This is a genomic window from Leisingera sp. (assembly GCF_982940295.1).
This window is the reverse complement of the sequence record NZ_CEYXRG010000003.1, coordinates 211,054-233,799: the sequence shown is the minus strand read 5'-3', so window position 1 is coordinate 233,799 and position 22,746 is coordinate 211,054. Positions and strand designations below refer to the sequence as shown.

The 22,746-nt window shown below is 65.8% G+C and carries 23 protein-coding genes and 1 tRNA gene; 11 read left to right on the top strand and 13 right to left on the bottom strand.

The window, feature by feature from the left end:
• Window positions 1–78 precede the first annotated feature (78 nt).
• From argS to AC4HIX_RS04445, 6 genes are all read left to right on the top strand, one after another.
• On the top strand, window positions 79–1,824 hold the full coding sequence (gene argS, locus AC4HIX_RS04470; RefSeq protein WP_490398048.1) for an arginine--tRNA ligase: 1,746 nt from the start codon (window positions 79–81) through the stop codon (window positions 1,822–1,824).
• A gap of 117 nt (window positions 1,825–1,941) precedes the next feature.
• Complete coding sequence (locus AC4HIX_RS04465) at window positions 1,942–3,126, top strand: SPOR domain-containing protein (protein ID WP_490398047.1); 1,185 nt, start codon at window positions 1,942–1,944, stop codon at window positions 3,124–3,126.
• Between the two features lie 117 nt (window positions 3,127–3,243).
• Window positions 3,244–4,248, top strand: a complete 1,005-nt coding sequence (gene nagZ, locus AC4HIX_RS04460) for a beta-N-acetylhexosaminidase (RefSeq protein WP_490398046.1) — start codon at window positions 3,244–3,246, stop codon at window positions 4,246–4,248.
• Window positions 4,241–5,035: a segregation and condensation protein A gene (locus AC4HIX_RS04455; RefSeq protein WP_490398045.1), complete on the top strand. Its 795-nt coding sequence runs from the start codon at window positions 4,241–4,243 to the stop codon at window positions 5,033–5,035. The genes nagZ and AC4HIX_RS04455 overlap by 8 nt, the downstream gene beginning before the upstream one ends.
• Window positions 5,035–5,718 (top strand): SMC-Scp complex subunit ScpB, encoded by a 684-nt coding sequence (gene scpB / locus AC4HIX_RS04450; protein ID WP_475052660.1) that lies wholly within the window; start codon window positions 5,035–5,037, stop codon window positions 5,716–5,718. The genes AC4HIX_RS04455 and scpB overlap by 1 nt, the downstream gene beginning before the upstream one ends.
• 126 nt (window positions 5,719–5,844) lie before the next feature.
• On the top strand, window positions 5,845–6,051 hold the full coding sequence (locus tag AC4HIX_RS04445) for a hypothetical protein (protein WP_490398044.1): 207 nt from the start codon (window positions 5,845–5,847) through the stop codon (window positions 6,049–6,051).
• Here AC4HIX_RS04445 and AC4HIX_RS04440 read toward each other — a convergent pair.
• A complete protein-coding gene (locus AC4HIX_RS04440; RefSeq protein ID WP_490398043.1) occupies window positions 6,026–7,177 on the bottom strand; it encodes an MFS transporter in 1,152 nt (383 codons plus the stop codon). The two genes, AC4HIX_RS04445 and AC4HIX_RS04440, sit on opposite strands and share 26 nt — an antisense overlap.
• A gap of 104 nt (window positions 7,178–7,281) precedes the next feature.
• Here AC4HIX_RS04440 and AC4HIX_RS04435 point away from each other — a divergent pair, with 104 nt between their 5' ends.
• Window positions 7,282–7,779, top strand: coding sequence for an Lrp/AsnC family transcriptional regulator (locus AC4HIX_RS04435; protein WP_490398042.1), 498 nt, complete (start codon window positions 7,282–7,284; stop codon window positions 7,777–7,779).
• A 62-nt stretch (window positions 7,780–7,841) separates the two neighbouring features.
• Here the strand turns inward: AC4HIX_RS04435 and AC4HIX_RS04430 are convergent, their stop codons facing one another.
• The 8 genes from AC4HIX_RS04430 to AC4HIX_RS04395 form a co-directional block, all read right to left on the bottom strand.
• Window positions 7,842–8,921, bottom strand: a complete 1,080-nt coding sequence (locus AC4HIX_RS04430) for a 2'-deoxycytidine 5'-triphosphate deaminase (RefSeq protein ID WP_490398041.1) — start codon at window positions 8,919–8,921, stop codon at window positions 7,842–7,844.
• Window positions 8,922–9,046: 125 nt separating this feature from the next.
• Window positions 9,047–9,123, bottom strand: a tRNA-Pro gene (locus AC4HIX_RS04425).
• Window positions 9,124–9,272: 149 nt separating this feature from the next.
• Complete coding sequence (locus AC4HIX_RS04420) at window positions 9,273–11,333, bottom strand: MerR family transcriptional regulator (protein WP_490398040.1); 2,061 nt, start codon at window positions 11,331–11,333, stop codon at window positions 9,273–9,275.
• Window positions 11,334–11,349: 16 nt separating this feature from the next.
• Window positions 11,350–11,652, bottom strand: coding sequence for an integration host factor subunit alpha (ihfA, locus tag AC4HIX_RS04415; RefSeq protein ID WP_008207184.1), 303 nt, complete (start codon window positions 11,650–11,652; stop codon window positions 11,350–11,352).
• A gap of 101 nt (window positions 11,653–11,753) precedes the next feature.
• Entirely contained in the window at window positions 11,754–12,728 is a 975-nt protein-coding gene (locus tag AC4HIX_RS04410; protein WP_490398039.1) for a beta-ketoacyl-ACP synthase III, read from the bottom strand.
• A 16-nt stretch (window positions 12,729–12,744) separates the two neighbouring features.
• Complete coding sequence (gene plsX / locus AC4HIX_RS04405; RefSeq protein ID WP_490398038.1) at window positions 12,745–13,857, bottom strand: phosphate acyltransferase PlsX; 1,113 nt, start codon at window positions 13,855–13,857, stop codon at window positions 12,745–12,747.
• 37 nt (window positions 13,858–13,894) lie between these two features.
• Window positions 13,895–14,101, bottom strand: a complete 207-nt coding sequence (rpmF, locus tag AC4HIX_RS04400; protein ID WP_008558107.1) for a 50S ribosomal protein L32 — start codon at window positions 14,099–14,101, stop codon at window positions 13,895–13,897.
• 225 nt (window positions 14,102–14,326) lie between these two features.
• Window positions 14,327–14,863 (bottom strand): YceD family protein, encoded by a 537-nt coding sequence (locus tag AC4HIX_RS04395; RefSeq protein ID WP_490398037.1) that lies wholly within the window; start codon window positions 14,861–14,863, stop codon window positions 14,327–14,329.
• Window positions 14,864–14,962: 99 nt separating this feature from the next.
• On the opposite strand from AC4HIX_RS04395, the gene AC4HIX_RS04390 reads away from it, so the two are divergent.
• The 3 genes from AC4HIX_RS04390 (at window position 14,963) to AC4HIX_RS04380 (ending at window position 18,135) form a co-directional block, all read left to right on the top strand.
• Window positions 14,963–15,436: an outer membrane protein assembly factor BamE gene (locus AC4HIX_RS04390; protein WP_475052641.1), complete on the top strand. Its 474-nt coding sequence runs from the start codon at window positions 14,963–14,965 to the stop codon at window positions 15,434–15,436.
• A gap of 80 nt (window positions 15,437–15,516) precedes the next feature.
• A complete protein-coding gene (locus AC4HIX_RS04385) occupies window positions 15,517–16,257 on the top strand; it encodes a GNAT family N-acetyltransferase (protein WP_490398096.1) in 741 nt (246 codons plus the stop codon).
• A gap of 69 nt (window positions 16,258–16,326) precedes the next feature.
• Window positions 16,327–18,135 (top strand): ABC-F family ATP-binding cassette domain-containing protein, encoded by a 1,809-nt coding sequence (locus tag AC4HIX_RS04380; RefSeq protein ID WP_490398036.1) that lies wholly within the window; start codon window positions 16,327–16,329, stop codon window positions 18,133–18,135.
• Between the two features lie 144 nt (window positions 18,136–18,279).
• On the opposite strand, the gene AC4HIX_RS04375 is transcribed toward AC4HIX_RS04380, so the two are convergent.
• The 3 genes from AC4HIX_RS04375 to AC4HIX_RS04365 form a co-directional block, all read right to left on the bottom strand.
• Window positions 18,280–18,834, bottom strand: a complete 555-nt coding sequence (locus tag AC4HIX_RS04375; protein ID WP_490398035.1) for a sugar O-acetyltransferase — start codon at window positions 18,832–18,834, stop codon at window positions 18,280–18,282.
• A 280-nt stretch (window positions 18,835–19,114) separates the two neighbouring features.
• Complete coding sequence (locus tag AC4HIX_RS04370; RefSeq protein ID WP_490398034.1) at window positions 19,115–19,870, bottom strand: SDR family NAD(P)-dependent oxidoreductase; 756 nt, start codon at window positions 19,868–19,870, stop codon at window positions 19,115–19,117.
• Window positions 19,871–19,970: 100 nt separating this feature from the next.
• The gene (locus AC4HIX_RS04365; protein ID WP_490398033.1) at window positions 19,971–20,897 is read right to left on the bottom strand and encodes a GNAT family N-acetyltransferase; all 927 of its coding nucleotides are present in this window, start codon (window positions 20,895–20,897) and stop codon (window positions 19,971–19,973) included.
• A 46-nt stretch (window positions 20,898–20,943) separates the two neighbouring features.
• Here AC4HIX_RS04365 and AC4HIX_RS04360 point away from each other — a divergent pair, with 46 nt between their 5' ends.
• A complete protein-coding gene (locus tag AC4HIX_RS04360) occupies window positions 20,944–21,081 on the top strand; it encodes a hypothetical protein (RefSeq protein WP_490398032.1) in 138 nt (45 codons plus the stop codon).
• A gap of 404 nt (window positions 21,082–21,485) precedes the next feature.
• Here the strand turns inward: AC4HIX_RS04360 and tyrS are convergent, their stop codons facing one another.
• Window positions 21,486–22,742, bottom strand: coding sequence for a tyrosine--tRNA ligase (gene tyrS, locus AC4HIX_RS04355; protein WP_490398031.1), 1,257 nt, complete (start codon window positions 22,740–22,742; stop codon window positions 21,486–21,488).
• Between the last annotated feature and the right edge of the window lie 4 nt (window positions 22,743–22,746).

Sequence of the window (22,746 nt, the reverse complement as noted above, 5' to 3'; positions counted from 1 at the left end):
CCGGGTTGCCCCTGCAATCCTGTTGACCCTTCCTGCGGCCCCCGGTATCCGCAGTGCTGAACAGTTGGGACGCCAGATATGAACCTCTTTACCGATATCCGCTCGCTTGTGATTGACAGCCTCACCGCCATGACCGGCGAAGGCGTGCTGCCCGAGGGCCTCGATTTTGCCAACGTCGCGGTAGAGCCGCCGCGCGATGCTGCCCATGGCGATATGGCGACCAACGCAGCGATGGTGCTGGCAAAACCGGCAAAGATGAAGCCGCGCGACATTGCCGAGGCGCTGGCGGCCAAACTGGCCGCAGACGAACGGATCACGAGCGCGGAAGTAGCAGGCCCCGGCTTCCTCAACCTTCGGCTGGCGCCGGGCATCTGGCAGGGTGTGCTGAAATCCGTCCTGGACGCAGGCACGGATTACGGCCGCTCGGACATGGGCGCGGGCAAGCGCGTCAATGTGGAATATGTCTCTGCCAACCCGACCGGCCCGCTGCACGTGGGCCATACCCGCGGCGCAGTGTTCGGCGATGCGCTGGCGGCACTGCTGGCTTATGCCGGTTATGACGTCACGCGCGAGTATTACATCAACGACGGCGGCGGTCAGGTCGACGTGCTGGCGCGCTCGGTCTACTTGCGCTACCTGGAGGCGCACGGCCAGGAAATCGCCTTTGCCGACGGCACCTATCCCGGCGACTACCTGGTGCCCGTGGGGCAGGCGCTGAAGGACAAGGTGGGGGATGCCTATCTGGACCAGCCCGAGGAGGTCTGGCTGGCGGATGTGCGCGAGTTCTCCACCGATGCGATGATGGAACTGATCCGCGAGGATCTGGCCCAGCTTGGCATCGAAATGGACGTGTTCTATTCCGAAAAATCCCTCTACGGCACCGGCAAGATCGAGGCCGCGCTGAAGGCGCTTGAGGCCAAGGGCCTGATCTACCAGGGCGTTCTGGAGCCGCCGAAAGGCAAGAAGCCCGACGATTGGGAGCCGCGCGAACAGACCCTGTTCAAATCCACCGACCACGGCGACGACGTCGACCGGGCAGTGAAGAAATCCGACGGTTCATGGACCTATTTCGCGCCGGACATCGCTTATCACTATGACAAGGTGGAGCGCGGCTTTGACGAGCTGATCGACATCTTCGGCGCCGACCACGGCGGTTACGTCAAGCGGATGAAGGCGGCGGTTTCGGCGCTGTCCGACGGCAAGGTGCCGCTGGACATCAAGCTCTGCCAGCTGGTGAAGTTGTTCAAGGACGGCCAGGAATTCAAGATGTCCAAGCGGGCAGGGACCTTTGTCACCCTGCGCGACGTGGTCGATGCGGTGGGCCCCGACGTCACCCGCTTCATGCTGCTGACCCGCAAGAACGACCAGGGCTTCGACTTCGACCTCGACAAGGCGCTGGAGCAGTCCAAGGACAACCCGGTGTTCTATGTGCAATATGCCAACGCGCGGATCTGCTCGACCCTGCGCAAGGCAGCGGAGCAGGGGATCGCGGCGGATGACGCCGCCCTGAACGCCGCCGACCTGAGCCTCGTTGCTGACCCCGCTCAGCTGGCGGTGGCCAAGAAGCTGGCCGAATGGCCGCGCCAAGTGGAAATCGCTGCCCGCACCCATGAGCCGCACCGGGTTGCTTTCTATCTCTACGACCTCGCGTCGGAGCTGCACGGGCTGTACCACCTCGGAAAATCGCAAGAAGGTTTACGATTTGTTAACGAGAGCAGCCAATCGGCAACACATGCGAATTTGGCCCTGGCCAAAGCCGTTTCCGTTGTCATTTCGGCAGGTCTTGGTATTCTTGGCGTGAAACCGGCAGAAGAGATGCGATAAACCAAAAAGGGCGTCAGCCTTTGCGGTGAAAATTGCACATCCGCCGGAGTGAGGCAGTTCAAGAGACTTGGGGCGCAGCGCAGCACATGCGCTGCCACCTGGGCAGTGAGGCGGAAAATGGCGTATTTTGCGCAGGCGGGCCAGGGGCACGCCTATACACAGGGCAGTGGCCGGCAGCAGGACACCGCAACTGGCGGCCCCTACGGGCAGCAGTACTCCGATCAGCAGTATGCAGGGCAGCAGTACACCGGGCCGGGCGCTGAACCGGACTATGGCTACGCCGACCCTTCCTACGGCTACCAGCCGGACGGGCAGGGTTATGACGACGATGGCTACACCGCCTATGCCGCTGCTCCCGCCGGGCTGAGGGCGCGATTCTCCAAGACCTTGAGCCTGCTGGGCGCCGCGGCCTCGATTGCGCTTGTCGCGGGGGTTGGTTTCTGGGGCTACAAGCTGGTGATGCGGGACGTCAGCGGCGTGCCGGTGGTGCGCGCGGCCGAAGGGCCGATGCGCGAACAGCCCGCGAATCCGGGCGGCTCCCAGGCGGATCACCAGGGGCTTGCGGTCAATGCGGTTGCCGCCAGCGGCAGCGCCGAGGCCCCGGCCGACCGTTTGACCCTGGCACCGCCCGCGATCCGGCTGACCGAAGATGACAAACCGCTGCCGCAGCTGGCCGCGGAATCCGCCCCGGCAGAGCTTCCGGCCGTTCCGGCAGAGCCAGGGGCGTCCGAAGGGCCGGGCGTCAGCGACGACGCGGTGGCCTCCTTCCAGAACGGCGATATCGACGCATTGGTTGCGGAACTCGCCCGCGAGGCGGAAACGCTGTCGGCTGCGGTACCCGCCTCGGCACAGGCACCCGCCATCGTGCAGCCGGAACCGCTGCAGCCGGCACTTGCCGCTGCTGCCGCATCGCCGGCAATCCTGAACGCGCCCGGCGTCAAACTCTCGCTGCGGCCATCGGCCCGGCCCGCAAGGTTCAGCCCCGCTCCGGCCGCAACCGCACCGGCGGCACGTGCCGCGGCCGTCGATGTCGACCCGGCCACCCTTCCGGCCGGCACCAGGCTGGCGCAGCTGGGCGCCTATGAGAGCCCCGAAGTTGCCCGCGCCGAATGGGACCGCATCCATGCCCGCTTTGCCGACTATCTGGAAGGCAAGCAGCGGGTGATCCAGCGCGCCGAAAGCGGCGGCCGCACCTTCTACCGCCTTCGGGCGATGGGCTTTGCCGGGCTGTCGGATGCCCGCCGCTTCTGCTCGGCGCTGGTGGCTGGCAATGCCGACTGCATTCCGGTAACCACGCGGTAACGAACCGCCCGGCCGCCAGGCCGGGCAGCGCCCGACCCGCCCCCAGGGCGGGCGCATAGCACCCACCCCGGGCCGGGCGCTGCCCTCCCGCAACTTAGGGGGCGATAGGGCACACTCATGACTTTTGGAGCCACCATCCTTGACGCCGACGGCCTGCGCCTGAGCGCAGATGAAAAGGCGTTCTTCCGCGATGCCGATCCCTTCGGCTTCATCCTGTTTGCCCGCAACATCCAAGACGCCGATCAGGTCCGCGCCCTGTGCAACGAATTCCGCGAGGCGGTGGGGCGCGACTGCCCGATCACCATCGACCAGGAGGGCGGCCGGGTGCAGCGCCTGCGCAGCCCGCTGGGGCGCGAGTGGCTGCCGCCGCTGGAGCATGTGCAGCGGGCCGGCGCGGGCGCCGAGCGCGCCATGTACCTGCGCTACCGCCTGATCGCGGATGAGCTGCACAGCCTCGGCATCGACAGCAACTGCGCCCCGATTGCCGATGTGGCCTGCGCGGACACCCATGAATTCCTGAAAAACCGCTGCTACGGCGAAGACGCGCCGAGCGTGGCCGCGATCGGCCGCGCGGTGGCGCAGGGCCATCTCGACGGCGGCGTGCTGCCGGTGCTGAAACACATCCCCGGCCATGGCCGCGCCACCGCCGACAGCCACATGGACCTGCCGCATGTGGGTGCTGAACCGCGCACTCTGGAGCAGACCGACTTCGCCGCATTCAAGGCGCTGAACGGCATCCCGCTGGGGATGACCGCGCATCTGGTCTATGACGCCTACGACAGCCGCCCGGCCACCACCTCGCCGGTTATGATGCAGCTGATCCGCGAGCAGATCGGCTTTGACGGGCTGATCATGACTGACGACATCTCGATGAAGGCGCTCAAGGGGGCGCTGACGGACATCACGCGTGACTCGCTGGCGGCCGGCTGCGATGTGGTTCTCCTGTGCAACGCCCCGCTGGCCGACCGGATCGCGGTGGCAGAGGCCGCAGGCCGCATGACAGAGGCAGCGCAAACCCGCGCAGACCGCGCGCTGGCAGCCCGCAAACCCCCTGCGGATCTTGACATTCAGGCCGCTGAAGACGAACTTGCCGCCCTCATGGGCGGGCAGGTGTATGGCTGAACAGACACTCTTTTCAGATGCGGACACGAGCGTAGAGGAACGGCTCGCAGCCGAGTCGCTGATCGTGGACGTCGACGGGTTCGAAGGCCCGCTCGACCTGCTCTTGACGCTGTCGCGCACCCAGAAGGTGGACCTGCGCCGGATCTCTGTGCTGGAGCTGGCGCGGCAGTACCTGGCCTTTGTCGAAAAGGCCAAGGAGCTGCGGATCGAGCTTGCCGCCGACTACCTGGTGATGGCGGCCTGGCTCGCCTTCCTGAAATCGCGCCTGCTGCTGCCCCCCGATCCGGAGGAGGAAGGCCCCTCGGGCGAGGAGCTTGCCGCGCACCTGGCGTTCCAGCTGGAGCGTCTGCAGGCGATGCGTGATGCCTCCGCCCGGCTGATGGGCCGCGACCGGCTGGGCCGCGACTTCTTCGCCCGCGGCGAGGTGGAGACCGTCGCCCGGATCAAGACCGTCACCTATACCGCCAACCTCCTGGACCTGATGCAGGCCTATGCCCGCATCCGCACCAAGGAGGATTTTCGCCCCTTTGTGATGGACCGCGACTCGGTCTTCACCATGGAGGAGGCGCTGGACCGGATGCGCCATCTGCTGGGCTTTACTGGCGACTGGACCGACCTGATCAGCTACCTGCCGGACGGCTGGCACAGCGACCCGGTCAAGCGGCGGTCCGCCACTGCGGCGACCTTTGCCGCTTCGCTGCAGCTGGTCAAGGAAGGCAAGGCCGAGCTGCGCCAGAGCGAAACATTTGCGCCGATCCAGCTGCGCAGCCTGAACGAGGATACCTGATGGAAGACCAGATCATGGATGGTCAGAGCCAGGGCGCTCCCATCCGCGAAGACAACGATACGCTGTTCGACGCGCCGCCGATGGCAGAGCAGGAGCGGATGGTAGAAGCGGTGCTGTTTGCCAGCGCCGAACCGGTGACCCTGCGCGACCTCGAAGGCCGCATGCCGCATGGCTGCAACCCACGCGAGGCAGTCGAGCATCTGCGCAAGCGCTACGAGGGGCGCGGCGTGCGGGTGGTGCGTCTGGGCGATGCCTGGGCGATCCGCACCGCGCCGGACCTGGGCTTCCTGATGCAGAAGGAAACCACTGAGCTGCGCAAGCTAAGCCGCGCCGCAATCGAGACCCTTGCGATTGTCGCATACCACCAGCCGGTAACCCGCACCGAAATCGAGGAAATCCGCGGTGTCTCGGTGTCGCGCGGCACCATCGACCAGCTGATGGAGATGAACTGGATCCGCCTCGGCCGCCGCCGGATGACGCCGGGCCGGCCGGTAACATTCGTGGTGACACCGGAGTTTCTGGATCACTTCGGCCTGGAAAGCGCCCGCGACCTGCCGGGCCTCAAGGAACTGCGCGCCGCGGGCCTTCTGGAAAACCGCCCGCCGCCGGGCAGCCTGCCGATGGGCCAGGGCGGCGACGAGGACGACGAGCCGGAAGAACAGGCCGAACTGTTCGAGGAGTGACGGCGCCGGCGGCGGCTGGAGCAATCGTCACCGCCGCCGCCCTGACAGGCACCTGACGAGGCGCCCAGAAATCGTCTTAATCTGCCCCTAGGATGCTCCGCAGGACAAAACACGGCGGGCAACGCGATGAATATCAACTGGATCATCAACATGGTGCTGCGGCGGCTGGTCAGCCGCGCGGTGGGGGCCGGTGTGAATGCCGGGATCAACGCCGTTGCCAAGCGCAGCAAACAGCAAGGCCGCAGCCAAGGGCAGGGGCAAAGCGCCCCGCCCGTGCAGCAGGCCGGGCGCTCGCGCATTCCTTCCGTCAAGCAGGGGCGCCGCCAGGGCTGAGATCCTTGCGGCGCAGGCCCAGGGCCTCTGCCGCGCCGCTGAGGGCCAGGAGCGCCGACAACGCCAGGCAGCCCGCCAGCCCCCAAGCGGCGAACAGCAGCCCGCCGGCAAAGGGCGCAGCAAATACGCAAAGATAGGTGACGGTGCTGTACAGCCCCATGATGGCGCCGCGCTGGGACGGGTCCAGGGCGGTGAGACGCGCCACCAGCAGGTTGAGGCCCAGATGCTGGAACACGCCCCAGACCAGGGCCGCGCCCAAGAGCGGCACGTAGTGCGGCGCCACAGCCATCATCAGCAGATAGCTGGCTGTGACCGCCAGCAGCACCGGCGCGGTGGCGCGCGCCAGCCCCAGCCGGTCCAGCAGCGGATCCAGCAGCACGGCAAGGCCAAAGCCGATGCCGTAGAAAAGCGGCAGAAGGCCGGCCTGGGTGGTGCTCTTCCCCAGTTCTAGCGTGATGTGCGCCCCAGTGAAGAAATAGCTGCCGTAGAAGCCCAGCATCAGCAGGGCGGTTGCCAAGAGACCGCGGAAGATCCCCGGCACCCGCAGCGCCGTCAGCGGCGAGGTCGCCTGGCCGCTGGGGCTGCCCGCGGCGCGCAAAGACGCGGAGGCGGCCCACAACAGCAGCGCCACGCCCGCCAGCGTGCCATAGACCGCGCGCCAGCCCGCCAGGTCGGTGGCCCAGGCGCTGACGCTGACCCCCAGCACCATCGACACCGTCCAGCCCGCCAGCACATAGCCCAGCACCCGCGCCTCGCGCCCCTTGGGGGCAATCACCATCGCCAGCGTGTAGATTGAGGGCAGGGCAGCCCCCGCCGCCAGCCCGCAGAGGGCCTGCGCCGCGATCAGCGTCCAGACATCCGGTGCCGCCGCGCTGGCCGCCAGCCCGGCCCCCAGCAGCAACAGCGCCGCGCGCAGCAGCCGTCCCGCTCCAATACGGTCCCCCAGCGGTGCCAGCAGCAGCGCCGCGGCCGCCACTCCCAGCCCATAGGCGCTGGCGGCCCGCATCACCTCTGCCGTGGTGGCATTCAGGGTTTGGCTGACCGCCGTCACCACCGGCGACAGCAGCAGCGAGTTTGCACCAATCACGCCAATTGCGCTCATCAGGATCAGAATCGGGGTTCGCATGGGTTTACCTCGAAAATTGTTCAGGTAATTTAGCTACGAACTGAATGTGGTTCTGTGAAGAGCGGGCCGTCCAGGCGGCAGAAAAAACAAATGGAGTTCGGAAAATGGCCGGGACCACCCGTGCGCTGGACGCTTTGGACCGAAGAATATTAGGCGCGCTGAGCCAGGACGCGACCCTCTCCTACGCCGCCATCGGCCAGGAGGTCGGCCTGTCGGCCCCCGCGGTGCACGAGCGGGTCAAGCGGCTGCGGGCCTCTGGCGCGATCGAGGCGACTATTGCACGGCTCGACGGCGCCGCGGTGGGCAAGCCGCTCCTGGCCTTCATCCACGTGGATACCGAGGGCTGGGGCGTGACCACGGACCTGCTGGCCTTGCAGGACATGCCGGAGCTAGAGGAGGTGCACAGCTCCGCCGGGGACACCAACCTGATCCTCAAGGTCCGCGTCGCCTCTCCCAAGGCGCTGGAGGGGCTGCTTGCGCGGATCTATGAGGTCGGCTGCGTGCGCGCCACCCGCACCTATACGGTGCTGTCCACTCATCTGGACCGGCCGGTGCAAGCGGGCACGACAGAGGATTTGGCAGGAGGCGGGCCGGTGAAATAGACCGCCCGGCCGATAGGCCGGGCAGTGCCCGTCCGCCCCCACGGGCGCTGCCCTAACCGCGATCAGGCAGGCGTCTTGAAATGCTTCGACAGTTTCAGCCCCTGGCCCTGGTAGTTCGACGCAATCCCCGCGCCATAGAGCTGCTCCGGCACCTCGGCCATCTTCTCATAGACCAGACGCCCCACCACCTGGCCATGCTCCAGCACAAACGGCGCCTCGTGGCAGCGCACCTCCAGCACCCCGCGCGATCCGGCACCGCCCGCCGCGTCATGGCCGAAACCGGGGTCGAAGAACCCCGCGTAATGCACCCGGAACTCGCCCACCATCGCCAGATAGGGCGCCATCTCGGCGGCAAAGGCCGGCGGGATATGCACTGCCTCGCGGCTTACCAGGATATAGAACGCGCCGGGGTCCAGGATGATGCGGCCATCCTTGGTGCGAACCTCCTCCCAGTACTCCTGCGGATCGTATTCGCCGATCCGGTCCAGGTCGATCACCCCGGTATGCGGCTTGGCGCGGTAGCCGACCAGATCGGTGCCCGGCAGCTTCAGATCGACGGAAAAGCCCAGGCCGTCCTCAATCACCGCCTCGCCGTCGACCAGCGGCGTGCCCGCGTGCAGCATCTTGAGCTCCGCGTCCGACAGCACCGCCTGGCCGCGGCGGAAGCGGATCTGGTTCAGCCGCATTCCTGGCCGCACCAGCACCGAGAAGGAGCGCGGGCAGATCTCTGCATACAGCGGGCCGGTGTACCCTGGCTTGATCCGGTCGAACTCCTCGCCGCCGTCGGTGATGGTGCGGGTCAGGAGGTCCAGCCGCCCGGTCGAGCTCTTGGCATTGGCCACCGCCGACACATCCTGCGGCAGCGCTAGCCCTTCCATTAAGGGCACCACATAGACGCAGCCTTTCTCCAGCACCGCGCCATTACTCAGGTCGATCCGGTGCATCTCAAATTCGGTCAGACGGTCGGAGACGCTGCGGCCCTGGCCCGCCAGAAACGACGCGCGCACCCGGTAGGCCACATTGCCTAGCCGCAGGTCGAGGCTGGCAGGCTGCACCTGGCCCTCCACCAGCGGCGTGCTGACGGTGATCTCGCCGTTCTCCAGCATGTTTTCAATGGTTTGGCTGGGCAAAACGCCTGTCATTTCCTGTCCCCCTCCGCGCCGGATGTCCCGGCGATGCTGGCCCAATCGGCCCTGCTGCGCAATCGGCAAATCAGGGCCGGGATATGAAAACGCCCGGGTGCCGAAGCACCCGGGCGTTTTTCAAATGGTCGGGCTAGCAGGACTCGAACCTGCGACCTTCCGTCCCCCAGACGGACGCGCTACCAGGCTGCGCCATAGCCCGTTGAAGAGCCTTCTAACCGTTTTCACGGCAGGGGCAAGAGGGCGCGGCAAGATTTTTTCGGTCCCCGCAAAGAAATTCAGTCGGCTGAGGCAGTTGCGGCGCCGCAGCCCTGAGACTGCGGTTTTCCGGCGCGGGGCACAGCCCGGAAATCAAGTGATTTCCTGACTGGATTCCCTTGCACCTGAAACCGCCTCCCGTGCGGACAATGCGCGCAGTTTCTCGGCGCAGGCGGCAATCTCTTCCAAAGTCTGCGGCGGCAGGCTCCGGATCGCCGCCAGATGGGCCAGAACAGCATGATGCGGCGCAGCGGGGGCAGGGGAGGGATCCGCCGCCTCCTGCAAAGGCGGTTCTGCTGCCTGTGGTGCAGCCGGTTCTGCTGCCTCCGGCGCAGGTGGTTCCGCCATCTCTGGCAGAGGCGTTTCCGCGGATTCCGGCGTTGGCAGTTGTTCTGCCGCCAGGCTGTCTTGCGGCGTTTCCGCCTCAGGGGACACGTCGGCATCAGGGTCAAAGCCGGAGGCGAATTCCATCGCATCCACCTGCCGCGCGGCCTCGTCCAGATCATGCGGGGGGAAGGCGGCCGCAGGGTCAGCTTCCGTATCCGCGTCCTCCCCGGAGCCGCTCACCGGCAGAGAGGCGGCGGCCGGTTCGGCACCGCTGCCAAACTCCAGCGGCATATCAGGCTGCAGCCCGGCCGCAGCAACCAGAGTATCCTCTGCTGGCGCCGGTTCGGCTTCAACAGCCGCGAGCGGGGGCATGTCCTCCGCCTGGCCAGCGCCTGCAGCCGTCTGGTATTCCTCCTCGGGCCCGTAAGCAGCCACCGGCTCAGGGTCTGCGGCGGGTTCCAGGGCGATGCCTTCTCCGGAGTGTTCAGTGTGGTCAGGGCTGTCCAGCCGCTCCGGCTCCGCCTGCGGCCCGGCTTCGCCAGGCTGCAGAGTGTCCGCGCCGGCGGAAGCTTCCTCTGGCATCTCCGCCACGTCCTCCGCAGGTGGTTCCACCGGCGAATCCAGCAGCGGCGCTTGCGGTGCCGCACGGGACGAAGCCCGCCCGGTCAGCCCTGCCGGAGCTGACTGCGCGGATGGCGTCTCTGCTGCGGAAGCAGGGTCTTCCGGCAGAACCTGTTCCTGGCCGGCTTCAGATTCTGCATGGGAAACGACCATGTCACCTTGCAGCGGGTCCACCATGTCAGTGGGGGCGGCCTCGTGATCCGGCGCGGTCACTGCCTCAGCAGCCTGGGCGTCCTCAGATACTAACGGTGCGGCGTCTTGCGGCGCTTCATCTGCGGCAGCCGCTGGCATCTCAAGCTGCTCAGGGTGTTCCGCCGCTGCGGGCGCCTGCGGGGCTGCTGGCGGTTCAGCTGCGGCCTCGCCGGCCTCCTTGCCGGCAGCCTCTGCCGAGGGGGCGTCTTCGGGAGCATCCTCCGCGCTGGTATCGTTCCACGGTGAGGCGGCCCCGGTTTCCGTCACCGCAGCGGGGTAGTCTTCCGCAGCAGCAGGTGCAGTGTCATCCGCCGCCGCTTCGTCGGCAGACACTGTGCCGGAGCCGGGCTGGCCCAGCTCAGGCTCCGCCGCTTCCTCTGTTTCTGCCTCGTCGGCGGGGTGGGTCAGGTCCATCCGCATCTGCGGCTCTTGCGCCGCTTCCGGGCCTTCCGGCTCTGCGGGAGCGGGCTCAGAAACTGTGTCCGGAGCGTTTTCCGGGGCCGCAGGGCTCATCTCTCCGGGGGCGGCGGCGGTCTCCTGCGAGGTGCCGCTTGCCGCGGCGTCCGGGACCGCTCCGCCGGCGGTCTGTTGCGGGAAGCCAACCACATTGCTGGGGCCAAGGCCGGAACCGGCCTCATCCTGCGCGGCCTGCTCGTGGCTCAGGTCCAGAGAGCTTTGCCAGTCATCACCCAGCTTGTCTGCGGGCGGCGCCGCGGCAGCCCGGTCCTCGGCGGTGGCGTCGAGGGAATGGGAAAACTCCGCCACATGGGCGACGCCATGCTCGCGCAGCAGTGCCTGCACCTCCTTGATCGACATACCGTCGTCGTGCAGCAGTTTCTTGATGCCGCCCAGCAGCTGCATGTCCGCAGGCCTGTAATAGCGGCGCCCGCCGGCGCGCTTCACAGGTTTGACCTGGGTGAACTTGCTCTCCCAGAAGCGCAGGACATGCGCCTGCACGCCCAGCCAATCCGCAACTTCGCTGATGGTGCGGAAGGCGTCCGGTGATTTTGACATGGCTCAATTGGTCCCGTTATTTACGGTTGCCGTCTGCCACGCGGTCTTTCATCAGGTGGGAGGGCCGGAAGGTCAGCACGCGGCGCGGCTGAATCGGCACTTCTTCGCCGGTCTTCGGGTTTCGCCCGACCCTGGCAGACTTGTCCCTTACGCTGAATGTCCCGAACGAGGAGATCTTCACCTGTTCACCGCGCACCAGGGCGTCCGACATATGCTGCAGCATGCTTTCCACCAGCTGCGCGCTTTCGTTGCGCGACAGGCCAACTTCCCGGAAAACTGCTTCACTCAAATCCATTCGTGTCAGTGTTTTTTCGCCCATACCAATCCCCGTTGTTTGCCAAAGCATATGGCGCGGGGAAATTCCCTGTCAATATCAATGAATTGCGCGGGGTGTTTCGGGCAGGAATCCGGGCGGAAGGGTTACCAGCGCAGCACAACCGCGCCCCAGGCCAGGCCGCCGCCGATGGCCTCGGTCACGATCAGGTGGCCTTCTTTGATCTGGCCGCGCTCTTTGCCGACAGACAGGGCAAGCGGAATGGAGGCGGCGGAGGTATTGCCGTGATCCTGCACAGTTACCACCACGTTGTCCATGCTCAGGCCCATTTTCTTGGCCGTGCCCTGGATGATGCGGATGTTGGCCTGATGCGGCACGATCCAGTCCACATCTGCCGCCGAAAGCCCGGCGCGGTCCAGTGCGGTGTTCGCGGTAGAGGCGAGTTTTTCGACTGCATGGCGGAACACCTGGTTGCCCTGCATCCGCAGATGGCCGGTCGACTGGGTCGACGATACGCCGCCGTCAACATACAGCAAATCCTTGTAGCGGCCGTCCGAGTTGAGGTCGGTGGCCAGAATGCCGCGGTCCTTGTTGGTGCCTGCCAGCTCCTGGCCCTCCAGCAGCAGCGCCCCGGCGCCATCGCCGAACAGCACACAGGTGGAGCGGTCGGTCCAGTCCATGATCCGGCTGAAGGTCTCGGCGCCGATCACCAGCACCCGCTCCGCTTGGCCCGAGGCGATCAGCGCATTGGCGTTGCTCAGCGCATAGACAAAGCCCGCACAGACCGCCTGCACGTCAAAGGCAAAGCCCTTGGTCATGCCCAGCTTGGATTGCACCATTGTGGCGGCAGAGGGGAAGGTAAGGTCGGCGGTGGAGGTTGCCACCACGATGGCGTCCACGTCTTCAGACGTCAGGCCAGCGTCAGCCAAAGCGCGCTCTGCAGCCTTGGCAGCCATATCCGATGTGGTCTCTCCCTCAGCGGCGAAATGGCGGCGTTCGATGCCGGACCGGGACCGGATCCATTCGTCCGATGTATCCAGTGAGGCCTCGAATTCCGCGTTCTCAACCACCCGTTCAGGGAGATAGTGGCCTATGCCAACAACTACCGCGCGTCGCGTCATCCGGTGCCTGCCTATTTCAGTCTTTTTCGGTGGCCGCCCGCAGGGCGCGGGGGGCATTATTATCTTGGGTATGCGCGCCGGCAGATGCAACCCGCGCCGCCAGTTTTTCGGCGAATCCGTGCTGAGCCAGGCGGAAGGCGAGCTTCACCGCTGCCGAGACGCCGGTGGCGTCGGCGCCGCCGTGGGATTTCACCACAGTGCCGTTGAGGCCCAGAAACACCCCGCCGTTAACCCGGCGCGGGTCCATCCGCTTGGACAGCCGCTTGAGCGAGGTCATCGCCAGCAGCGCCGCAATCTTGGACAGGAAGGAATACTGGAACGCCTCGCGCAGCGCAGTGCGCATCACGCGGGCGGTGCCTTCGCCGGTCTTGATCGCCACATTGCCGGTGAACCCGTCGGTGACGATCACATCCGCCACGTCGCCGGGGATGTCGCTGCCCTCGACAAAGCCCACAAAATCATAGCTGGCCTGCGCCGCATTGTCGGTGATCAGCCCAAAGGCCTCTTTCAGCTCGGCGCGGCCCTTGTGCTCTTCGGTGCCGACATTCAGCAAGCCCACGCGGGGGCGTGAAATGTCCATCGAGTTGCGCACATAAGAGGTGCCCATCAGGGCGTATTGCAGCAGATCCTCGGCATCCGCCTTCACGTCGGCGCCGACATCCAGCATCACATTGAACCCTTGCGGGTTCAGCGACGGCCACAGGATGGCAATGGCCGGGCGGTTGACACCGGGCAGCTTGCGCAGGCGCAGCATGCTGAGCGCCATCAGCGCGCCGGTGTTGCCGCAGGACACAGCGCCCGCCGCCTCGCCGGTCTTGACCGCCTCCAGCGCGGACCACATCGAGGTGCCCTTGCCGTTGCGCATCACCTGGGAGGGCTTGTCCTCCATCGTCACCACATCGCGGACATCGCGAATTTCCACGCGCCCCTTCAGGGCGCGCTTCTTGGCGACCAGAGGTTTCAACTGCTCGGCGGGGCCGTGCAGGATGAACCCGATATCCGGGTTCTTCTGTGCCGACATGTCAATGCCGGCCACTACAACAGCAGGGCCGGCGTCTCCGCCCATGGCGTCAACAGAAATGATGATGCGGCCGGCTTCTGCCTGATTTTTCGCGGGTTTACCCGTCATGCGAAAGCCTGCCTGGCATCAGGATCCTGTCCGTGGCTTACGCCGCGTCCTCATCGATCTCGATTTCGTCAGCTGCCGCGACGATTTCCTTGTCGTCGTAGTGGCCGCAGGACGGGCACACGTGGTGCGGGCGCTTCAGCTCGCCGCAGTTGCCGCATTCGTTAGGGTTCGCAGCAACCAGTGCATCGTGCGCGCGGCGGTTGTTGCGGCGCGATTTGGATACTTTGTTCTGTTGGACGGCCATGTCTCAACCTTTGTCTGTTTGGGCCTTGGGGCCATCCCCGCGGCGCGATTGCATTCGTGTTCGATCGGTGTGACGTGCGTTTAGGCGCCTGCCTTAGCATTGTCCAACCAAAAATTCCGATGAGCGCGCGAAAATACTGCGAATCTCCGGCGGCGCAAGGTGTTTTTTAGGACAGCGCCGCGCCCGGCGCCAGAAACAATTTCCGCATGTGCGAAAAAACTGCTTCTAGTCCTCATCTTTCAGCTGCCCGCGCAGCGCGGCGAGGCCGGCAAAGGGCTTGGTGTCCTCGTCCCGCATCGGCGCCACGCCCTCTTCGGCATAGACCGCTTCACCCAGTTCGGCGCCGTCCTTGCGCGGGTAGGGCGGGATGTGCAGCGCCAGCGCCTCGGCCATCACTGCGGCCGGGTCGATATGGCTGCCCAGCGGCTCGATGCTGTCGTCTTCGGGCATTTCCACTTCGGTGCCTTCCGGCGTCTCGTAGCGGGCCGCATAGGTGAGGCTGACCTTTTCCTCGATCCGGGTGGTCACCGGCTCCAGCGTCACCACGCAATCCTGCACCACGGTGGCGCCCAGGCTGCCGGTCAGCTGCCAGTCGCGCTTGCCCATGGCCTTGATCTCACCGGTGAAGCGGACCTTGCGCAGGGCATTGACCCCCAGCTCTGCGGCCAGGGCGGCCAGCTCCTCCTTGCCCGGAGTGATTTCAAAGGCGGTCGGGGTGTTCTGCGGCAGGTCCGCCACCCGCAAAGCGGTGCTCTCAGACATGTTGGGGACTTTCGTTTCTTGAACCGGAAGCGGTCATTAGGTAATCGGGTTGAAAGACGTATTCAAGCCGCGCAGTGCGGCGCGGCTCGGGGGGCCCTCATGTTTGCAAAGGCGTTTCATTACAAGTCCGTTTTGCGCGGCGCGGTATTTGCGGCAGCCGGACTGGCGCTGGCGGCCTGCACATCGGTCTACCGCAAGCATGGCTATGTGCCCACGCCGGGCCAGCTGGCCGAGGTGGTGCCGGGGATCGATACAAGGGATTCGGTGGCCGAAACCATCGGCGTGCCGTCCTCGACCGGTGTGCTGAACGACAGCGGTTACTACTATGTGGCCACCCGGTTCCGCCACTATGGCGCCGCCGCGCCGGAACCGGTGGCGCGGGACCTGGTGGCAATCAGCTTTGACACCCAGGGCGTGGTGGAGGGGATCCGCCGCTACAGCCTGGAAGACGGCAAAGTGGTGCCGCTGGAGCGCCGGGTGACCAGCTCCGGCGTGCAGGACAGCACCTTCCTGCGCCAGCTGCTGGGCAACCTTGGCAACTTCGGCCCCGGTCAGATCCTGAACACCGAGTAAGCCGGCTTTACCGCCGTGCTGCAGCGCCTATGTCAGGATATGCGCGCCGCACCAGCGCGGGCCTGCAGCAGGGGGCAGCCATGGCCGAGCCGGAGATTTTGCTGAGCAAAGGGCAATACAGCGCCCGTCTTGCCTGTGGAGCGGCGGATATCGCTGCGGCGCAAAACCTTCGGGCCCTGTGTTTCCGGACCGTTGGAACAGATTGCGACGCCTTCGACGGCATCTGCGCGCATGTTCTGGTCGAACATGCCACGACCGGTGAGCTGGTCTGCTGTTTCCGGCTGCTGGTGCTGGAGCGCGGCGCGGACCTGGGCCGCAGCTATGCAGCGCAATTCTATGACTTGCCGGGGCTTCGGAGCTTCACGGGCCGGATGGCCGAGCTGGGCCGCTTCTGTATCCACCCGGACTGGCATGACCCGGATATCCTGCGCATCGCCTGGGGGGCGATCACAGGCCTGGTTGACGGGCAGGGGGTGCAGATGCTGTTTGGCTGCTCCTCCTTTGCCGGCACGTCTGCTGCGCCTTACCTGGACGCATTTGCGCTGCTGAAGCAGCGGCACCTGGCGCCGCCCCAGTGGCAGGTGCAGGAGAACGCGCCGGAGGTCGTCCGCTATGCGGCAGAGCTGCGGCAGGCGCCCGATTTGAAGAAAGCGCAGCGGGGGATGCCGCCCCTGCTGCGGACCTACCTGGCAATGGGCGGCTGGGTCAGCGACCATGCGGTGGTCGACCGGCAGATGAACACGCTGCATGTCTTCACCGGCTTGGAGATCGGCGCTATCCCGGCGGGCCGCAAACGGCTGCTGCGTGCCGTGGCCGGGTGATATTGAGTATTTATGGAAAGATGAACAGGGAGCGTTGACGCGATTTTGCCGCCGGGGTAGCTGGCTGGCATGGCACGTATTCCTCTTTTGCAGATGTCCGGCATTTCCCTCACCTTTGGGGGCGATCCGGTTTTCGCCAACCTCGATCTGGTGGTGCAGCCCGGCGACCGGGTGGCGCTGGTGGGCCGCAACGGCTCGGGAAAATCCACGCTGATGAAGGTGATGGCGGGGATTGTTGAAGCCGACCAGGGCGATATCGTGGTGCCGCCGGGCAAATCCGTCGGCTACATGGAGCAGGACCCCAAGATGGAGGGGTTTGCGACGCTGGGCGATTTTGCCGCCAGCGAGCTGGACCCCGGCGAGATGTACAAGGTGGAACGCGCGGGCGAGGGGCTGAAGTTCGATCCGGCGCGGCCCGTCGGGACCGCCTCGGGCGGGGAGCGCCGCCGTGCCGCGCTGGCCAAGCTGATGGCCGAGGCGCCGGACCTGATGCTGCTGGACGAGCCGACCAACCACCTGGATATCGAGGCGATCACCTGGCTGGAGAATGAGCTGAAGGCGACCCGGGCGGCGTTTGTGCTGATCTCCCACGACCGGGCGTTCCTGCGGGCGCTGACCCGCGCCACCCTGTGGGTGGACCGCGGCGAGGTGCGGCGGCAGGAAAAGGGGTTCGAGCATTTCGAGGCCTGGCGCGATAAGGTCTGGGAAGACGAGGACATGCAGCGCCACAAGCTGAACCGGCTGATCAAGTCGGAAAGCCGCTGGGCGGTGGAGGGCATCTCTGCCCGGCGCAAGCGCAACATGGGCCGGGTGCGGGCGCTGCAGGATCTGAAGGCGGAGCGCTCTGCCCAGATCAAGCGCCAGGGCACCGCCGAGATGGCGCTGGAAGCGGGCCCCAAATCGGGCCGCAAGGTGATCGAGGCGGAGGGCCTCAGCAAGGCGTTTGGCGGCAAGCCGATCGTCAAGGACTTCTCGCTGAAGGTGCAGCGCGGCGACCGGGTGGCTTTTGTCGGCCCGAATGGCGCTGGCAAGACCACTCTGCTGAAGATGCTCTTGGGTATGGAAGATCCGGATGCCGGCAAGGTGCAGCTGGGCACCAATCTGGAAATCGCGCTGTTCGACCAGACCCGCGACCAGCTGGACGGCGATTCGACCCTTTGGGAGAACTTGACCGCAGACCCCTTGCTGGGGATTTCGGGCAAGGCGGATCAGGTGATGGTGCGCGGCCAGCCCAAGCATGTGGTGGGCTACCTGAAGGAATTCCTGTTCGACGAGCGCCAGGCGCGGGCGCCGGTGCGGTCGCTGTCAGGCGGCGAGAAGGCGCGGTTGTTGCTGGCGCGGCTGATGGCGCGGTCCTCAAACCTCTTGGTCTTGGACGAACCGACCAACGACCTGGATGTGGAGACGCTGGATCTGCTGCAGGAGCTCTTGGACAATTACGACGGCACCGTTCTGCTGGTGAGCCACGACCGGGATTTCCTGGACCGGGTGGCGACCACGACGATTGCGATGGAAGGCAACGGGCGGGCCACGGCCTATGCCGGCGGCTGGAGCGACTACATCGCGCAGCGCGGGCCGCTGGAGGTTTCTGAGAAGACGGAGAAGGCGAAGCCTGCGAAAGCCAAACCCAAGCAGGAGAGCCAGCCCAAGGACGGCCTCAGCTTCAAGGAAAAGCACCGGCTGGAGGCGCTGCCGGGCGAAATCGAACGGCTGGAAGCGGAGATTGGCAAGCTGCAGGAACTGATGGCAGATCCGGAGCTGTTCACCCGCGAGCCGGTCAAGTTCAAGAAGGCGACAGAGGCTCTGGTGGAGCGTCAGGAAAAGCTGGCCGCGGCCGAGGAAGAATGGCTGCTGCTGGAGGAAAAGGCCGAAGGCTGAAGCGGCTTTTTAATTAGGGCAGCGAGGCTGACCAAATGTTTCGCGCGCGAAACATTTGGTCAAAGTTGCTGCCGTAAAGCTTTGGAATTCATCAGGAAATGCTAAGCGCAGGTTGAGGCGGCGGGCGCTGCCTTGATCGTCCGTTTACCTGTGCCGGGGGCGGGCGGGATTGCCGGTCACGGTTTCACCTGCTGCGACATCCTTGGTCACAACTGCGCCTGCGCCGACGATGGCTCCATCGCCGATGGTGACGCCCGGCAGGATGATGGCGCCGCCGCCGATCCAGACATCGGCCCCGAGGGTGACGGGGTATGCGATTTCGAGGCCTTTCGCCCGCAAGTTCCTGTCTTTGTGGTGCTGGGCGCAGTAGATCTGCACGTTCGGTCCCATCATGGTGCCGTCGCCGATGGTCACGGGCGCAGTGTCCAGAATGGTGCAGCCCGCATTTAAATAGACGTTGTTGCCGAGGCTGATGTTGATGCCGTAGGCGCAGTGAAACGGAGCTTCGATCAGGCAGTTTTCGCCGTGGGCGGCAAAGAGCGCGGCAAGCGGGGGGCTGAGCCGTTCCGCCGGATCAGGGAGGGCCATGCTGTGCTGGTGCACCGCAACCCGGGCCTGATGGCGCAACGCGGAGAGTTCGCTGTCCAGGCAACAGTACCACTCGCCCGCCTGCATTTTCTGCCGTTCTGTTTTGCTCATCGCGGCCTCCTGACCGGAGTGAATTGCGGAGAGCAGGGATTGTCAATTGCGGCAATGCTCCCGCGCCCGCAGGTGCCCTGGCTGCGCCAAGGCGCCTTCGTGCGGTCTTGGGCCGCGCATTGCTGCGCAATGAAGAAGAAACTGCTGAGAAGCGCTTGAGGGGCAGGTTTGCCCCTCAAGACGCCATTTCGATTGTGTGATCCGCCGTTTGCGCGTCAAGGGTGAACCGTGCTGCGCACGGCGGCGTTGCCGCCCTTGACCCGCACCCGCCAGCAGGGCGTCAGCGCATGCGCAGGGCGCCGTCGATGCGGATGACCTCGCCGTTCAGGTAGCCCATCTCGACGATGAAACCCGCCAGACGGCCGTATTCGCGCGGGTCGCCCAGGCGGGCGGGGTTGGGGACGTCTGCGGCCAGCTGCTGCTGCACCTCTTCCGGCAGGCCGGCCAGCATCGGGGTCATGAAGATGCCGGGTGCGATGGTCATCACGCGGATGCCGGAGGACGCCAGGTCGCGCGCCATCGGCAGGCACATGCCCGCGACGCCGCCCTTGGAGGCGGCATAGGCGGCCTGGCCCTTTTGGCCGTCGAAGGCCGCGATGGAGGCGGTGTTGATGATCACGCCGCGGGCGTTGTCCGCATCGGGCGTGTTTTTGGCAATCTCGACAGCGGCCAAGCGGGCGACGTTGAAGGTGCCGACCAGGTTGATGTCGATGGTGCGCTTGTAGGCATCCAAGGGGTGCGCGCCCTCTTTGCCGACGGTTTTGGCGCCAATGGCAATGCCCGCGCAGTTCACGCAGGCCGTGATCTTGCCCATCTTTTCCACCGCGTGTGCGATGGCGGCGGAAACAGAGTCTTCGCTGGTCACGTCGGTCTGGGCGAAGTGGCCGCCGATTTCCTCTGCCACCTGCGCGCCGCGTTCGGCGTCGCGGTCGAGGATGGTTACCTGTGCGCCTTGTTCGGCGAAACAGCGCGCGGTGGCCTCGCCGAGGCCGGAGGCGCCGCCGGTGATGACGGCTGCTGTCTGTGCAAGTTTCATGAGCGGGGCTCCTCCCGATTATCTGAACATGTGTTCATATAATGCACGCTGCGCCTGCCTGTCCAGCGGGACGGGGCGTCGCGGCACAGGGGCGCGGAAGTCAGTCGGCCATCAGGCGGCGGTCGAGGGCTGCCAGCGGGCGCAGCAGGCGGCCAAGCGGCGGCCACCAGCCCCAGGTGCCGCCCAAACGGTGCAGCCTGGCGCCGGTGCCGAGTTTGAACCGGGCGAGGCCGGGGGTGTCTTCGGTGTTGATCAGGCCGAGGTCGAGCTGGCGGATGCCCTTGGCGGAGAGCCAGCTGGCGGCCTCCCAGAGCAGCCGGTTATGGGCGCTGAGCTGCTTGCCGCGGGCGGTGGTGTGGGCGATGTGATAAGTGGCGGTGCTGCCGTGCAGCAGGATCAGGATGGCGGCCACGGGTTCCTTCCCCTCGAAAGCCTGGAACAGTTTCGCCTGGCCCTTGTTCTGTTGCGCGTAGGCAAGGGTGAGGCCGATGGGCCAGCTGCGGTAGCCGCGGCTGCCCTGCTGTTTGGCGTCAGCTGCGAACAGCCAGTGGCCAGGGTCATGCGGCAGGTTCTGGCGGGTGAGGCGCAGGTCCTGGGATTCGCCGTGTTTCAAGCGGTTGCGCCATTTCTGGTGCAGCGCGGCGCGGCGCTGATCCGGGGGGGCGGAGAGGTCCAGCAGCGCTGCATGGGCCGGGCTCATCAGCGGCACCGCACCGATGCGGGCCAGCTCCGGCGCCGGGGTTTCCGGAGACAGGATCAGCGGCGTGCGGCCCAGTCCGTGCGCCTGCAGCGCCTCCCGCAGGGATGCCGGTTCCGCGATGACTGCACGGTTTACCATGGCCAGCTGCAGGCCGCCTGGCAGCCGCCGCCGCAGCACCAGCGTGTCCTGCAGTTGCGGTATGGTCACCAGCGTCTGAGCGCAGGCGCGCAAAGCCCGGGCGAACTCAGGGCTTTGCTGGAGTGCGCAGTTGCGGTTGAGGGCGCTCCGGGCTTGCGGCACGGAGAGGTCTGGGGCGGCATCATACATGCCCCGCATTAACGCGCTGGAAACCTAAATCAGGGTTAATGAGCGCATGAAAAAGAAAAAACAGATCATGGGTCAGGCGGCGGCTGCGCCGCGGATGACCAAGGCGGCGGCGCTCCTGATTGCCACCGGCCTGTCGGTGCCGGTGTTTGTGCTGCTGACGCTGCTGGAGGCGCTGCTGTTCTGAAACGGCCGGGCAAGCTCCCGCGCCCGCAGGCGCATTGGCTGCGCCACTGCGCCTTTGTGCGGCCTTGGGCCGGGCGCCGCTGCGCGGCGCGATGCTGCACAGCAGATAGGTTGCTGAGAGGCGCTTAAGGTCAAGTCTGCCCTTAATCGCCTGTTCCAGTCTATCCCGTCCAGCTCCGCCTCAAGGGTAAACCGTGCTGCACACGGCCGCTGGAGCGGCCCTTGACCCGGTGCTGGCCTGATGCCAGCCGTAGCCAGCGAGGCGCTGCCTCGCCGCGCGGCAGCGCGGTGCCGGGTCCAACCATGAAGGCTCATCTTTGATGGGGCTGGAATGGGCGGGAGAGCCTGGAGGCGACAAAAAAAGGGAGCGCGGAGGCTCCTTTTTTCCGTTTCATGCCAGACGGTTCAGCCGTCCAGCCGCACCAGGGCGTGGCGTTTCTTGCCAGCGCTCAGCTTGATCGGCGAGGACAGCGCACCTGCGTCGATCATCAGTCCTGCGTCGGTCAGCGGCTGGTCGTCGATCCTGGCGCCGTTCTCGGCAATCAGGCGCTTGGCGTCCTTGCCGGATTTGGCGAGGCCGGATTTCACGATCAGCTGCACGATCGAGATGCCGTCGCCCAGGTCGGCAGGCGACAGCGAGAGGGTGGGGAGGTCATCGCCGACGCCGCCCTTCTCGAACACTTCGCGCGCAGTGGCTTCCGCCGCCGCCGCCGCTTCGGCGCCGTGGCAGAGGGTGGTCACCTCATTGGCCAGTATCACCTTGGCGGCATTGATCTCGGAACCCGCCAGCGCGCCCAGGCGCTCGCATTCCCCGACCGGCAGCTCGGTGTAGAGCTTGAGGAAGCGGCCGACGTCCGCATCGGTGGTGTTGCGCCAGAACTGCCAGAACTCATACGGGGAGCGCATGTCGGCGTTGAGCCAGATCGCGCCTTCGGCGGTCTTGCCCATTTTCTTGCCGTCGGAGGTGGTCAGCAGCGGCGAGGTGAGGCCATAGACCTCGTGGTCGATCACCCGGCGGGTGAGGTCGATGCCGTTGACGATATTGCCCCATTGGTCGGAACCGCCCATCTGCAGGATGCAGCCGTAGCGGCGGTTCAGCTCCATGAAGTCATAGGCTTGCAGGATCATGTAGTTGAATTCGAGGAACGAGAGCGACTGCTCGCGGTCGAGGCGGGACTTCACGCTTTCGAACGACAGCATCCGGTTCACCGAGAAATGGCGGCCGATGTCGCGCAGGAATTCCAGGTAGTTCAGGCCGTCCAGCCATTCGGCGTTGTTCAGCATCAGCGCCTTGTTCGGCGCGTCGCTGTCATAGTCGATGTAGGCGGAGAACACCTTCTTGATGCCCGCAATATTGTCGTCAATCTGCGCTTCGGTCAGCAGCGGGCGCTCGTCCGCGCGGAAGGAGGGGTCGCCCACCTTGGTGGTGCCGCCGCCCATCAGGGTGATCGGCTGGTGGCCGGTCTTCTGGAACCAGCGCAGCATCATGATCTGGATCAGCGAGCCGACGTGCAGCGACTTGGCTGTCGCGTCAAAGCCGATATAGGCCGGGCGCACACCTTGCAGCAGGGCCTCATCCAGCCCCTGATAATCGGTGCAGTCCGCGAGGAACCCGCGTTCCATCATGACTGCGACGAAATCCGATTTCGGTGTGTAGGTCATAACA